The organism is Dactylosporangium roseum, assembly GCF_025264685.1.
GTDB lineage: Bacteria > Actinomycetota > Actinomycetes > Mycobacteriales > Micromonosporaceae > Dactylosporangium > Dactylosporangium roseum.
Map to the genome: position 1 here is coordinate 180,671 of NZ_CP073721.1, position 14,151 is coordinate 194,821.

A 14,151-nucleotide genomic window follows, 5' to 3' on the forward strand; every position below is an offset into this window, starting at 1 on the left:
GGCTGCTGCATGGCCGCCCCCTTCACTCTCCTACGGTGACGATACCGATACGGAATGAGATCACGCATGTCGATTTCCGAGCCGTTCATAAAGCACTTGGGCGGCGCTGCGGAGCTCGGCCGCTTGCTCCGGTCGGCCTCGCGCGAGTTCGCAGCGTACGAGGCCGTCCAGCGCATGAGCCTCCTGCAGCGGCACGCCCAGTTCCCGCGCGAGGGACAACGCACGCTCGTATCGGTCTGTCGCTTGATCGTGTTCGCCGGCGTCGAGGTGCAACGCGCCGATGTGGTTGTGCACTTCGAGTTGGCCGGTCCGGTCGCCGAGTTCGGCGTACCACGCAGCAGCGCTGTCCAGCGCGCTTCTTGCGGCGACGAGGTCGCCGTCGAGACGACGCAAAACGCCCAGCTCGGCCGTGGCGGCGGCCAGACCGCCCCGGCTTTCAAGTTCGATGTAGATGGCGCTCACCTGTTCCTGTGCCTCGATCGCCGCGGCCCGGGCTCCTCGGAGCCGATGTAGTACGCCGAGGTGCCGGATGGCGTTCGCCTCGCCGAACCGGTCACCGAGTTCGGCGTACTTGGCCAGGGCTTCCTCATGCGCCGCGGTCGCACCGTCGAGGTCGCCCTGCAAGCGACGGGCGACGCCCAGTTCGTTAAGTGCGTACGCCTGGTGCACCGGATCGCCGATCTCCGCGTAAATGGCCAGCGCTTCGCGGGCGTGGCGTTCCGCGTCGACGTGGTCGCCGGTCAGCGCCCGGACCAGGCCGAGGTCGCGCAACGCGTTCGCCTCGCCATAGCGGTCGCCGATCCGCCGATAGATCTCCAACGCCTCGATCGACGCCTCGGCGGAGCTTTCGAGGCTCCCCGTCATCCGTCGCACCATGCCCAGGTCGGCCAGCGCGTTGGCCTGCCCCAGCAGATCACCCGCCACACGGCAGATCTCCAGCGCCTCGATCTGGGCCTGCGCCGCCTGGTCGTACGCGGCGGTCAGGTAGTACACGATGCCGAGCTGATTGAGCACGAACGCCTGGCCGTCGAGATTGCCCGTATCGCGGTAGACGCCCAGCGACTCGTCAAGGGTGTCCACGGCCGTGCGGTACCGGGCCATGAGACGGTGCACCATGCCGAGGTTCGCCAACGCGTTGGCCTCGGCGTCTCGGTCTCCGGTTCGGCGTGCTGCGGTGATCGCGGTGCGGTGCAGGTCGGCCGCCTGATCCCAGGGGCCGGCGTGGCGGAGGTACGGCGCCATCGCGGCGGCGAGGCCGACGACCAGGCTGTGCCGTTCCCGGCGGACACATTCCTCGACGCAGGCCAGGACGTTGGCGCGTTCGGTGTCGAGCCAGGCCGAGGCCGCGGCCAACGAGTCGAATCGGGTGGTCGTGGCTGTGCCGCCACGGCCGATGTAGGTGTTCGCGGCGCCGATGGTCGTCAGGTAGTGATCCGCGAGGCGTTCGATCGACATCGTCCCGTCCTGCTCGTCGTCGTCCGCGAGGCTGCGTCCGTAGTCCCTGACGAGGTCATGGAATCGGTACCGTCCGTGTTCGGTCTCATCCAGCAGGTGATCCTCGTAGAGGGCTTCGAGGTCGAGCCGGGCCTGCGCCACGGGCACGGCACCGAGCGCGGCAGCGGCCTCGTCGTTGACGTCGAGGCCGGGGAATCGGCTGAGCCTGCGGAAGAACCGTTGCCGCCCGGGCGGCAGGTCCTGATACGACAGGTCGAACGCCGCCGCGACGGCACGCTCGCCGGCCCGCAGCTCTGACAGTCGGTGCTGCGCCGCGAGCAGTCGGTCCTTGAGGTGTTCGACGGTCCAGGATGGGTGGTGCCGCAGGCGTGCGGCCAGCAGCGAGACAGCCAGCGGCAAGGAGCCGCAGGTGCTGACGAGCGCGGCCACCGCCGAGGCGTCGAGCTGTCCACGCCCGGCAAGCCGGGTGAAGAGAGCGGCGGCATCCGCCGCCGACAGCGCCCGCATCTGGAGGGTGGCTGCCTCGGGTGCGGCGAGCCTGCGGCGGCTGGTGACCAGCACGAGGCTGCCTGCGGTACCGGGCAGGAGGTGCTCGACCTGTGCGTAGGTGGCGGCGTTGTCGAGGATGAGCAGCATGCGCCGGTCGGCGACCCGCGTGCGCCACATCGCCGTGCGGGCCTCGGTCACCGCCCACAGGTCATCGCCGTTGGGAACTTTCTGCGGCGCGACACCGTCGGCGAGCAGCAGGGAGGCCAGCGCCTCGGCAGGCCGCACCGGCTCCCGCCCCGGCGTGTGCCCGTTGAGGTTGAGGAAAAGCTGACCGTCCGGGAACTTCGGCGCCAGCAGGTGACCGACGTGAATGGCGAAAGCGGTCTTCCCAACGCCCGGCATACCGTCGATCGTGCGTACCGGCATGACGGGCTCGGTCGTCGCCACGTCGTTGAGGATCTGCTCGATCTCGTCCTGGCGGTTGGTGAAGCCGGCGATGTCACGCGGCAAGGTCCGCAGGACCACCGCCGAGCCAACCGACGGCGAAGGGACAGCGTGCGTGGCGGGCGGCGTGGCGGCGGAAACGGCGGGCAGCGTCGCGGCGAGCGCCACGGCGACGACGGCGAGCAGCGCGAACGACGGCCACGGGTACCGCTGCACCAACGACAGCCATCCGGGCCACTGCTGCTGTTCGGAGGCTGCGTTGGTTACTAGGCCGACCATCAACGTCACAGCGGCGACTCCGGCAGCAACCAGTGCTGCCATGGTTACCCGACGCAACTTCACGATCAGCACCGTAGTGCACATCGACAAGGAGCACTATGAGCCTGTCGTCAGATGGATTTGGAACTGCGCGGCAATACCCACCTAACGGATACCGTGGCGCCCTCGCACACGTTGCAACTCCAGCAGCGGTACATCCAGGCTCGCGGCAAGCGCCTCCAGCGCCGAACGACGCGGCCGCCGGACATCGCGTTCGTAGCGGGAGAGCTCATGGCGGGTCACTGTTGTGCGACCCAATGCCGCGCAGACCCGGTCGGCGAGGTCACGCTGACTGAGACCGAGTTGACGCCTACGCCGGGCGATCAGATGTGCGAACGACTCGCCGTCGGCATGACGCGGCACGGTGTTGTCTGCGATTGAGGCCATGGCACTGATCTCCTGGCTGGCGACGGAGTGGAGCGTGGACGTCGATCCACGCTCGACTTCCCGCGAAGGTCAAGTCGTCGCACCATCGCCCGTCGCCGCCGACTCGCCTTCGCAGTGGAGCGCAGGCCGGCGTTTTGTCGACGGCGTCAAGCGGGGCGAGTTCGACCTGTAGCCGCCAACCTCGTGGACTAGGCAGAACGAAACAGCACGGAATCGCGCCGTTTAGCACACAGTCGAGACATCGTCAATAACCGAAATCAAATCGTGACCCATACCCGATTGACCAATGAAGTGTTGATGTTGCCCAATAGAGGGGTTCCGTGTGGCTGATCGCCTTCCCCACTGGTCCGTACGCAAAGCGGTGACGGGCTGGGAAGAGTAGTCGGTTGACGTCGGGGCGACCCGTCGGCCATAGGGCGGACCTCCTTCCGGAGGGACCGACGTCGGCGAGTTGAGGCCCGGTGTCCGGCGCACCGCAACCACTGCGGCGTGTCGGCACCCTGTGCGCTCCTCGCGGCCGCTTTCAACGATGCCGTGCCGCGACCGTGCTCTCTGCGGTCGCGGCGGTCGGTCGTGGGTTGGCGCACTCGTGCGGCACGCGCATCTATCCACGTTCTGACCAGGAGTCATCTTGTCCCGCTCCCTGCTTGCCCTCCACCCGATCGTCCCGTTCCCGGTCCTCGTCGACTTCCGATTTCGACCGGACACCCAACCGGACCCCTCGAACCCGCTCACAGCCCAGGTCAACGGCGCTGTCAGCCACTGCGCCAACGCTGCGACAGACCCTTGTCTCGGGATCTCCCCTGGGGTACCCCAGGCGTATGGGGTGGCCCATGGGTGATCCCGTCCTGCGCGTGCAGGCCCAACTGACCAGCCGCGACCATCTGCTACTCGGCTGGCTCGCCGACCACGGCGTACTGCTCTCGTTCCAGATCGCTCGCGCACTCTTCCCGTCCATCGACTACGCGCAGGAGCGCCTGCGTAAGCTCACCGCCCTCGGCGTGCTCGACCGGTTCCGGTCGTAGAGGCCCGACGGCGGCTCGTACCCCTACCACTACGTCCTGGCACAGCTCGGCGTCGACGTGGTTGCCGCGCAGCGCGGAGAGGACCTGCCAAGACGGAATCACGCCCGGCTACGTCGCTGGCACCTGACACAGCGGGCCAATCTGCCGCACCTGCTGGGTACCAACGGGTTCTTCACGGATCTCGCCGGCCACGCCCGCGTACACCCGGCCTGTGAGCTGCAGTGCTGGTGGCCAGCCGCCCGCTGCCAAGGCATGGGCGCGTTCGCGCAGCACGGCGACGGCGTCCACGTCCGTGCCTACGCCCCCCAGCGTCCGGCCTGACGGCCACGGCGTGTGGGCAGCGCAAGCCCGGACGGTGCCGTTCTTCTTGGAGTACGACACCGGCACCGAGCGCCCGCTCAGCCGTCTCGTCGACAAGCTCGATGGGTACACCGACCTCGCCCGCGTCACAGGCCGGGTGTGGCCGGTCCTGTTCTGGTTGCATTCCGCCGGCCGGGGAGCGCCGCCTGCACCAACTCCTCGCCGAGCGGGGTAGCTACCCGCTGGTGGCCACCGCGACGTACGACGTGGCCACCGCGACCGGCGGTGCCGATCCCGCCGGGGCGGTGTGGTGGTTGTACCGGCATGCCGGTGGACCGCTGCGCCTGGCGGACCTGGCCGACCATGTCCTCGTATCGACGGCGGGTCGCCGCTGATGCGGGCTGAGAGAACGGTGGGACTCACTGACAGCGCCGAACCCGTTGATCTGACAGCGTCGGGAGGTAGCATCCGCTCCTCGCGACGGGCCGAGGGGGTCGTCCAGATCGTCATCATGCTCGCAATCGGCAGTGCGGCCGGCGCCGCGAGCTTCACTCACGTCCACAACGTCGCCGCTTCTCACGGCCAGCCTTAAAGACCGAAACCCAGTAACGCTTCGAACCTCATCCGTACCTACAAAGGAGACCGATCGAGCCATGCCTACGACGCCCGCCATCCGCATCGGTATACGCCGAGGAGTCTCATGCAGCCACGCAGTTCGCGTGCTGCCGCACGCCGTACTGCACCACGTCCACGACGGACGCCCAAGACCCAGGCCGATCCACCCACCAACGACACGAAGGTCTCAGAACCTCCGCCGTCGAAGACCGACCTCGCCATCGAGGCGGCCATCAAGGCGCTGGTCGAGTCCGCGCCACCTCTGAGCCCGGAAACCCGCGAACGCCCCGCCGACCTGCTCTCCGCGAGCCGACGCAAGCTCCGTCCATAGCCGAGCTGCCGGTCGGGACGGAGCCGATTCGGTCCCGACCGACGGCTCAGCCGACGAGCGCGGCCGGCAGCGGTTCGCGGTGCAGCACGCTCAGCCGAGACACCGCGCGAGTGAGCACCACGTACAGTCGGTGCAGACCACGCGGCTCAGCGGCGACGATGGCGGCCGGCTCGATCACGATGACGTGGTCGTACTCCAGGCCCTTGGCGAGGGTCGCCGGCACGACGGTGACCTGGCCGGCGACGGGGCTGTCGAGGTCGACGGGCTGCATGCCCGCCAATTCGAGCGCGGCACGAATCTGATCGATCTGGTGGTCAGCGGCGATCACGCCGATGGATCCGGGGTAGGCCATCGCGGTCTTGGCCTCGGCGACCGTGGCGGTCGTGAGGTCGTCAACTGCTTGGACGGTCAGTTCGCCGTCGCGGCGCAGCGAAACGGCTGGCGGAATGTTGACGGCGAGGGCGGGCAGCAGCCGGTTGGCGAGGGTGACGACCGCGTCGGGCACCCGGAAGCCGACGCTGAGCGGGACGACGCCGGCGTTGGGTTTGCCGAGGTGGCGCAGCGACTCGGTCCAGTCGGTCGCGGCCCAGGGCGCGGTGCCCTGGGCGAGGTCGCCGAGGAGGGTGATCGAGCCGTGGGTGCTGCGGCGGGCGATCGCGCGGCACTGCATCGGCGAGAGATCCTGTGCCTCGTCGAGAACGATGTGACCGACACTCGCCTGGCGTTCGATGAGCCCGGCCGCCTCGTCGATGAGCACGAGGTCCGCGGCACTCCACTTGGCGCTGCGGGCGGTCTTGGCCGGCTTCGGCCAGACGATCGCGGCCTGCTCGTCCGCGGTCAGGATGCCGTCGGCAGCGCGGGCGAGCAGTTCGGCATCGCGAAGGAGGTCGAACACGAGGCCTTCCGGTGTCACCGCCGGCCACGCGCCGTCCAGCACCTCGGTCAACGGCTTCGCCTTGCCCATCTTCCGAGCCCAGGTCTCCGGCGGCGACTCGCCGGACTTGGCTTCGGCCTGGCGCTGCAGCAGCGACACGATGCGCGCCCGGGCCCGCTCTCGGCCGAGCGCGTAGTGGGGGCCCTCGCGCCATACGTCGTCGACGACACGACGCAGCGCTTCGACGCTGACCCGCCAACGGTATGCGCCGTCGGAGACTTGCAGCGGCTCCTCAGGCCGAGTCAGGCGGGACCACAGCGCCCGCCGGAGCACCTCGGCCATGCGGGGGTCGTGCTTGACCACTTGAGCCTTGACCGGGTCCGTCGCTCGGACCGGTACACGGCCGATGAGGTCTTCGATCGTGGACTGCTGGACTTCGAGCTCGCCCAGGGCGGGCAGGACCGCGGCGATGTAGCCGAGGAATGCCTGGTTCGGCCCGACGATCAGCACCCCGGCCCGGCGAAGGCGCTCGCGGTGGAGGTACAGCAGATACGCCGCACGGTGGAGTCCGACAGCGGTCTTTCCTGTGCCGGGGGCGCCCTGGACGCAGACCGAAGTGTCGAGGTCGGCGCGAACCAGCTCGTCCTGCTCCGGCTGGATGGTGGCGACGATGTCGCGCATCGGGCCGACGCGGGGCCGCTCGATCTCCTCCGTGAGGATGCGGCTGGCGGTGCCGAGCTCCTCGCCGCGGTCGAGGTGCTCGTCCTCGAAGCTGGTCAGCTGCCCCTCGACGATGCCGAACCGGCGCCGGATCTGTACGCCCTGCGGGTCTCGGGCACTGGCCCGGTAGAACGCCCGGCTGACCGGTGCGCGCCAGTCCAGCACGAGTGGCTCGCCGTGCTCGTCGGTGACGTGCCGGCGACCGATGTGAAATCGGCCGCCCAGAGTCTCGTCGACCGGCAGTGCGCCACCGGTCTGCGGGCCGCGAATCGGCGCGTCGAGGAGATCCAGTCGGCCGAAGAACAGTGGCGTGCGCGGGTTGTCTGCCAGCTCGGCGACGCGGCGCGCCAAGGCGATGCCGAGCGTCTCGGCGGCGAACGGGTCGCCGGCGACGGAGGCGCCACTGGCGTAGAGTTGCTCCGCGCGCAGCCGCATCGCGTGCAGGGCGGCCCGGGAGGTGGTCAGGTGGGCGCGCTCGGCGTCGAGCTGAGCGTCGAGGTCGTTCTCTGCAAGCACGTTGATCCCCTTCGAGGGCTCGGTCTGCTCGCTTGCGTATCCGGGTCAGATGGCCGACTTCCGGCGCGGGGACGTCCGCTGCGGTGGCTACCTCACCGCGGCCGTCAGCGGTCAACCAGCTTATGCGCGCTCAGTCAGCTCCACCACCGAATAAACAGCACGGTGCGGTACGGCAGGCTCACCGCGTCCGTTCAGCTCGTCAACCCGCTGGAGTTACAAGCCCCCGTGCGGTTTCAATCCGAGTCTTCGGACGTCGGAGGTGCGCTGTCGGTCTGCGATGGCCACGACGTCGGAGGTGGGCCAAATGCGCGACGACCGGCTCTCACGGCCAGCATGGCGAGGGCAGCGTTGGCTCCACCACCGATCGCAGCGCCGATACCGAACGGTGCCACTCGACCGAGAACGATGATTCCCTGCTTGGTCCCGTACTTCGTGATGAAGTGCTTTCCCAGGATCCCGTTGATCCGACGCAACGTCTCGGCAGGCACCTTGGCGACAATCTGACGTCCCCAGTGTTGCCCCGTACGCTCGGCGACCTTAGAGATGGTGGCGGAGCCGGATCCGCCGAGCATGATGCCCATCACGATCGTTCGGCGACGCTCGAGCTCGTCGAGGGGAACTCCGTGGACTTCGGCGATCGAGAGCGCGAAGAGGGCACTCAGCTCAAGAGATGAGAGAGCCTCGCCTGCCGACAACGCCAGCGCGACTCCCGTGCCGACTCCGGGCGCGGCTGCAGCCCCTCCAATAGCAGCGCCCGACCCGGTCAAGGCACTTACGTACATTCGCTCCAGATTGCGGATCACCTGTGCTGGTGTCGCCTCTGGGTTCCGCTGACGGGCCCTGGCAATGTTCTTTCGCACCAGTGGGCCTTGAACGCCGATTGCCTTGTCCAAGAGGTCGAGGACTCGCTGCCCACGTCCACCTGCTGCCGGAACCGGTCCTTCGAGGGCATCTGTTGCCATGCCTTGGACTCCTTCGATCGCCAGGTCCCACCTGGGTTTACCACTCAACCAGCCGAGCGAACCGTGCGCCAGATCGTTGATTGAGGTGTCCGCGGCGTGGGCGGTTCGAACAGCGTCCACCTGGATCGCAGTCAATCAAACTACGCAGTGGCGCGCGGCCGTCCTTTCCAGCGAATTTCCACCGCAGCCGGGTCGAAGCCACGGCCCTTACGCCCGGTGGGAAGGATCCGAACGGTCACCAGTTCCTTGACCACGAGCCGCTGGTGGCTGAGCGGCAGCCCATCCCACATCGCCCGGACATCCTCCGCCTCGATCAACGGCCTCAGCGGCGAGTTGACCACCGCCGCCTGTAGCTCACGCTCGATCTCTGTTAGCCGTGCCTGCCCCGCCGCCGTCGCGGCGATGAGCTGGCCACGGTCGATGAGCCCAAGAGCCTTGTCGGCAGCCATCTCGTCCAGGTTCTTGCGGATCGCCTTCCTCTCGGCCCGCAGCCCTTTGACATTCACCTCGGGCACAGCCGGCCTGATGAGATCCGCCGCGTCGTCCTCCGCCAGCCGCTTCAAGATCGCGCCCACAACGTACTGGTCGGTGTACTTCACCGAACGCACGAGGTGCGCTTTGTCGCCGCATCGATACGCCGGCACCCGTGAGCCCACCCGCACGTGGTAGGTGACTCGGACGCTCAGATCTTCTGGCGTGCAGGCCCCGCACATGTAAAGCCGACTGCCCAGCCACTTCGGCGCGGCGCCCGGATTGATGACCCGCCCTGGCTCCGTAAGGATCCGCTGGACCGCCCGGAAGGTCTCCAGCGGCACGATCGGCCCCCAAGGCGCATCGCCGATCTCCTCTCCCCGGTAGACGATCCGCGCGGCGTTGCGAGCCCGCAACAGCACCTCGCGCAGCCCTTCGGCTCGCCACGGCGCACCGGCTACGGTGACCAGTCCGCGCTGACGAAGATCCAGAGCGACGGACCGCAACGAGGCACCCTGGACCAGCCGCTCGCTGCACTCGGCGATGACCGCAGCCTCGTCGGGCCGGATCGTCCGCCCGTCATCCTCGAAGCCGTACGGCCGCCCGCCGCCGTACTGCCCAGCAAGCGCCTGACGTTCACGAGCAGCAGCGACCCGTCGCGCGGTGTCCCGCGAGGACTTGTTCGCCATCGCGACCATGACCCGCGCCATCGTGATGTCCGCGTCGGTGGCGAGCCGCAGCGATCCGGTCACCGACTCGACCGGAATCTTGAACTGCTCCGCGACGTCGATGAGATCCTCAAGATCCCGCGGATCCCGCACTACTCGGTCGAGGTCGAGCGCCAGCAGCCCATCGTGCGTGCCGCCGGCCAGCAGCGCAAGGCTCTCCCGGAACGCCGGTCGGAAGGTCCTCCACTCGCTCCGTCCGTCCGGCAGCGTGCTCCGTTAGTGTGGCGAAATCAAGGGTCCGGGAAGACCGCTGTCGGTCTGCACCGGGCGGCCTACCTGCTGTACCTGCACCGCGAGCGCCTTCGCCGGGCCGGGGTGCTGATCGTCGGGCCGAACCAGGCGTTCCTCGGCTACATCGCCGCGGTCCTGCCCGCCCTGGGCGAGCTCGAAGTCCAGCAGTCCACGATCGAGGACCTGATCGCCCGGATGCCGGTCCGCGCCACCGACCCGGTCGAGGCGCAGGTGGTCAAGCACGATCCGCGCATGGCGCAAGTGCTGCACCGGGCGCTGTGGTCACTGCTATCCCGGCCGGAGGAGCCGCTGCAGGTCTCCGACGGCGCGTACCGCTGGCGGGTCAGCGTCGAGGCTCTCCGCCGGGTCATCGACGACGTCCGGAGAGAGGATCCGCCGTACGCACTGGGCCGGGAGCGGGCCCGGGCGCGCATCGTGTCACTGCTGCAGCGCCAGGCCGAAGCCAAGTCCGGCGAGTCGCCGCCGGAGACCTGGGCACGCAAGATGGGCAGGTCCCGGCCCGTGGTCGAGGTCCTGGACACATCCTGGCCTGCGGTGACGCCAGATGGGCTCGTCTTCGACCTCCTCCGCGATCCCGAAGCGCTCGCCCGGGCGGCAGACGGCGTCGTGACCGCGGACGAGCAGGCCGCGATCGTCTGGCCGAAGCCGGCCAAGACCGCCCGCAGCGCCAAGTGGAGTGCCGCCGACCTCGTGCTCATCGACGAGGCGGCCGGGCTCATCGAACGCCAGGCGAGTGTCGGTCACATCGTTCTCGACGAGGCACAGGATCTCTCGCCGATGCAGTGCCGCGCGATCGCCCGCCGCAGCACCCACGGCTCGATCACCCTCCTCGGCGACCTCGCCCAGGGCACCGCGCCCTGGGCCGCGACCGACTGGACCGAGTCGCTGCGCCACCTCGGCAAACCCAACGCCGGCGTCGTCCCGCTCAGCGTCGGCTTCCGGGTGCCCGACGCGGTCGTCACCCTCGCCAACCGGCTGCTGCCCGCCCTCGCCGTCAACATTCCGCCAGCCGTTTCGCTGCGCCGCGACGGCGAACTGACCGTCCAAGCAGTTGACGACCTCACGACCGCCACGGTCGCCGAGGCCAAGACCGCGATGGCCTACCCCGGATCCATCGGCGTGATCGCCGCTGACCACCAGATCGATCAGATTCGTGCCGCGCTCGAATTGGCGGGCATGCAGCCCGTCGACCTCGACAGCCCCGTCGCCGGCCAGGTCACCGTCGTGCCGGCGACCCTCGCCAAGGGCCTGGAGTACGACCACGTCATCGTGATCGAGCCGGCCGCCATCGTCGCCGCTGAGCCGCGCGGCCTGCACCGGCTCTACGTGGTGCTCACCCGCGCCGTGTCCCGGCTCAGTGTCCTGCACCGCGAACCTTTGCCGAGCGCGCTCGTCGGCTGAACCGTGGGTGGTCAACCGGTGGCGAGGAGGTCCTCGGCGGGTATCTGGTACTCGGTAGAAGTCCGCGGCGGTCGTCGCGTCACCGGTGCTCTGACTTCCTGATCGTCTGAAGGGTCACAGATTCCGGTCGGATCCGGTCGTGCGCCGTCCGTCGGCGCGGTCAGGGCGTTACTACGCTTTGTCGGGTGGCTGACGAAACTTCTCCGCGGTCGGATCCGCAACGGGCGCAGGTGCGCGACGCGGCGACCATGCGTGCCCTCGCGCACCCGGCCCGGATCGCGATCATCGACCGGCTCTTCAGCGGGGAGTCAGCCACCGCCACCGAGTTGGCCCAGGTCAGCGGGTTGTCGCCGAGTGCGACCAGCTATCACCTGCGTGCGCTTGCCAAGGCCGGGCTGATCGAGGAGGCACCCAGCCGAGGTGACGGGCGTGAGCGGGTCTGGCAGAGCCAGTTGCGGGGGCTCAACGTGGAGACGCCGCCGGAGCGCGGGGCGGCCGAGCGGGCGGCGGACCGGGAGCTGGCCGAGGTGTTCATGGATCTCGAGAACCAACGGGCCCGGGCGTGGCTGGCCCGCCGTGACGGCGAGCCCTACGAGTGGTATCAGGCCGCCACCGCCGCGGGTGTCCAGCTCGTGGTCACCGCCGAAGAGCTGCGGCAGCTCAACGACCAGGTGCTGAGCGTCCTGGAGCCGTACGCGCGGCGGAACCGCACCGATCCGCCGCCCGGTGCCCGGCGGGTGGATGTGACCTACCGCGTCGTGCCGAGGGCCTGACAGCAGTACCACCGGCACAGGGCCTTGTGCCGGCTAGATGTGAAGCATTATTTTCAAAGTATGTCTTTCGCGTCTCCGCGCGACGTGTACCTCCTCGCCACCGCCCGCGGCATCTCCTACCTCGGCGACTTCATGGCGGCCACCGCCTTGGTGCTCGCCTTCCAGGACCGCGGAGCCGGCGGCACGGCCGTCGCCGCGGTGCTCGTCGCCTCGGTGCTGCCGGTCGTCGCCTTCGCGCCGCTCGTCGGGCGGCTCGTCGACCGCGTCGACAGCCGTGTGCTGCTCACCGTGGTCGGGCTCGGGCAGGCCGTGTGCTGCGCGGGGATGGCCCTCACCACCAGCACCTGGCTGCTCGTGGCGCTCGTCGCGCTGCTCGCGCTGGGCGTGGCGATCACCACGCCGACGTTCAACGCCCTGCTGCCCGAGATGGCCGGGCCGGACGGGGTCGGCCGGGCGATGGCGATCGGGCAGACCGCCAACTCGATCGGTTCGCTCGCCGGACCGGCCCTCGCCGGGGTGCTGGTCGGCGCGTTCGGGCTGCGCGTACCACTGCTCATCGACGCGGTCACCTATCTCGCCGTGGTCGGCGCCGGGCTGCTGCTTCGCACGCGGCGCAGCGTCACGGCGCAGGAGCGCGCCTCAGCCGGTACCACCCCATGGAAGATCCGGCAGGATTCCATGCTGCTCGCGTTGACCGCCCTGATCGCGGCCCTCGTGCTGGCCATCAACGTCAGCATGGTCGTCGGGGTGTTCTTCATCCGTGAGACGCTCGGCGGGAGTCCTGCCGAGTTCGGGCTGGTCGAGGCGGCGTGGACGGGCGGGATGCTGGTCGGTGGCTGGTTCGCCGCCGCCCGCGCGCGCACCGACGCGGCGCTCGGCCGCCTGCTGGTGGTGCTGCACCTGGTGACGGCGCTGGTAGTCCTGGCGTCGGGCTTCGCGACGATGGTGTGGATGGTGTACCCGCTGTGGCTGCTGGGCGGCGCCACGAACGGGGCCGAGAACAACTTCCTGGGTGTGATCGCGGCACGGCGGGTGCCGGCGGCCCTGCGCGGCCGGTTCTTCGCGCGGTTCGGCGCGGTCGTCAACGCGGCGAACCTGATCGGTTACGGTGCCGGTGGCCTGCTGGTCGAGCGCTTCGAGCCGCGGCAGGTCGTCATCGGCTGCGGCGTGGCCGGGGTGCTGGCCGTGGTCGCGTTCGGGCCGGCGCTGTGGCGGGCTAGTGCTGCGTCAGGAGCTGCTTCGTCACTTCCCGGCACGTCTTCGCCCCGTAGTCCTTCCCCAGTGAGCTCGGGTAGTGCGCCATGACGCCGATGCTCCAGCCGTCGCCGAGGGCCATGCAGGCGATGTGCCACTGACCGTCGTCACGGGCCAGCCAGCCGTTCTTGATCGCGGTCGTCTTCTGCGCGTCGGCCGGCAACGCCTCGATCGGCCCGAACCGGCCCGGGCCGCGCACGTTGCGCATCTCGTTGAGCAGCCAGCCAGTCCACTTCGGGCCCGCCGCCCGGCCGTCGCCGATGCACTTCGCGAGCCGGGTCACGTCGCGGGCCGACATCTGTGTCAGGCTCCACGAGTTTTGTGTGCCCTTCGTCTCGGTCAGGCCACACAGCGTGATCATGCGCTTGATCGAGCTCAGGTTGCCGTTCTGGACGTGGTACTTGAAGGTGTTCTCGGTCTCGGAGTCCCGGATCATCCGGCTGATCTCGTTGAGCGCGGCGCTGCTGGGCTGCTTGTTCTGCTCTCCCTGGCGGCGCAGCCAGTCCGCCGCCACCCACGCCTTGGCCATCGAGGCCGTGTCGCTGGTCGTGAAGGGCGCGGATCCGTACAGATGATCGGTCCTGTGCTCGAAGAACGCCCACGACCAGTAGCCCTTGACGTTCATCGTCACGGTCGCGGTCGGCGTGAACAGCGGGCCGCTCGGCTTGGGGCCCGGGCTCGTGCCGGGCTCCGCGGCACTCGGTGACGACTCGGCCGAGGCCGTCGCGGGGGATGCGTGCTCCTGGTCGGCCGGGGCCCTAGAGCAGCCGGCCAGCAGTGTCAAGGCGGCAATGATCACGCCGAGTGGGCGTCGCACCCCACGAGGGTACGCCGCT

The 14,151-nt window shown here is 69.1% G+C and carries 11 protein-coding genes and 3 pseudogenes; 8 read left to right on the plus strand and 6 right to left on the minus strand.

Annotated features, from left to right (window positions below):
- Positions 1–60: 60 nt before the first annotated feature.
- Both haaT and Drose_RS38920 read right to left on the minus strand, forming a co-directional pair.
- Entirely contained in the window at positions 61–2,730 is a 2,670-nt protein-coding gene (haaT, locus tag Drose_RS00840) for a cyclophane-containing RiPP biosynthesis TPR protein HaaT (RefSeq protein ID WP_260726268.1), read from the minus strand.
- A gap of 81 nt (positions 2,731–2,811) precedes the next feature.
- Positions 2,812–3,093, minus strand: coding sequence for a helix-turn-helix domain-containing protein (locus tag Drose_RS38920; protein WP_390891296.1), 282 nt, complete (start codon positions 3,091–3,093; stop codon positions 2,812–2,814).
- Here Drose_RS38920 and Drose_RS00850 point away from each other — a divergent pair.
- The 5 genes and pseudogenes from Drose_RS00850 to Drose_RS38690 form a co-directional block, all read left to right on the plus strand.
- Positions 3,092–3,265 (plus strand): hypothetical protein, encoded by a 174-nt coding sequence (locus Drose_RS00850; protein ID WP_260726270.1) that lies wholly within the window; start codon positions 3,092–3,094, stop codon positions 3,263–3,265. The genes Drose_RS38920 and Drose_RS00850 overlap by 2 nt on opposite strands.
- Before the next feature lie 661 nt (positions 3,266–3,926).
- Positions 3,927–4,439: pseudogene (locus tag Drose_RS00855) on the plus strand (replication-relaxation family protein).
- Positions 4,411–4,653 (plus strand): replication-relaxation family protein, encoded by a 243-nt coding sequence (locus Drose_RS38925; RefSeq protein WP_390891297.1) that lies wholly within the window; start codon positions 4,411–4,413, stop codon positions 4,651–4,653. Before Drose_RS00855 ends, Drose_RS38925 begins: the two are co-directional and overlap by 29 nt.
- Before the next feature lie 10 nt (positions 4,654–4,663).
- A complete protein-coding gene (locus Drose_RS00860) occupies positions 4,664–4,813 on the plus strand; it encodes a hypothetical protein (protein ID WP_260726271.1) in 150 nt (49 codons plus the stop codon).
- 116 nt (positions 4,814–4,929) lie between these two features.
- Positions 4,930–5,007, plus strand: a pseudogene (locus Drose_RS38690) (DUF2637 domain-containing protein); the annotation flags it as partial.
- Between the two features lie 403 nt (positions 5,008–5,410).
- On the opposite strand, the gene Drose_RS00865 reads toward Drose_RS38690, so the two are convergent.
- The 3 genes from Drose_RS00865 to Drose_RS00875 all read right to left on the minus strand — a co-directional run bounded on the left by Drose_RS00865 (position 5,411) and on the right by Drose_RS00875 (position 9,842).
- Positions 5,411–7,474: a HelD family protein gene (locus Drose_RS00865; RefSeq protein ID WP_260726272.1), complete on the minus strand. Its 2,064-nt coding sequence runs from the start codon at positions 7,472–7,474 to the stop codon at positions 5,411–5,413.
- 233 nt (positions 7,475–7,707) lie between these two features.
- Positions 7,708–8,571 carry a hypothetical protein gene (locus tag Drose_RS00870; RefSeq protein ID WP_260726273.1) on the minus strand — a complete coding sequence of 288 codons (864 nt, stop codon included), beginning with the start codon at positions 8,569–8,571 and terminating at the stop codon, positions 7,708–7,710.
- Between the two features lie 5 nt (positions 8,572–8,576).
- Positions 8,577–9,842 (minus strand): recombinase family protein, encoded by a 1,266-nt coding sequence (locus Drose_RS00875; protein WP_313900033.1) that lies wholly within the window; start codon positions 9,840–9,842, stop codon positions 8,577–8,579.
- Positions 9,843–9,869: 27 nt separating this feature from the next.
- Between Drose_RS00875 and Drose_RS00880 the strand changes: the two are divergent.
- From Drose_RS00880 to Drose_RS00890, 3 genes and pseudogenes are all read left to right on the plus strand, one after another.
- Positions 9,870–11,288 (plus strand): annotated as a pseudogene (locus Drose_RS00880) (HelD family protein); the annotation flags it as partial.
- A gap of 185 nt (positions 11,289–11,473) precedes the next feature.
- Positions 11,474–12,061 carry an ArsR/SmtB family transcription factor gene (locus Drose_RS00885; protein ID WP_260726274.1) on the plus strand — a complete coding sequence of 196 codons (588 nt, stop codon included), beginning with the start codon at positions 11,474–11,476 and terminating at the stop codon, positions 12,059–12,061.
- Between the two features lie 60 nt (positions 12,062–12,121).
- Positions 12,122–13,366 (plus strand): MFS transporter, encoded by a 1,245-nt coding sequence (locus tag Drose_RS00890; RefSeq protein WP_260726275.1) that lies wholly within the window; start codon positions 12,122–12,124, stop codon positions 13,364–13,366.
- Here the strand turns inward: Drose_RS00890 and Drose_RS00895 are convergent.
- Positions 13,278–14,132, minus strand: a complete 855-nt coding sequence (locus Drose_RS00895) for a hypothetical protein (protein WP_260726276.1) — start codon at positions 14,130–14,132, stop codon at positions 13,278–13,280. The genes Drose_RS00890 and Drose_RS00895 overlap by 89 nt on opposite strands.
- Positions 14,133–14,151: the final 19 nt, after the last annotated feature.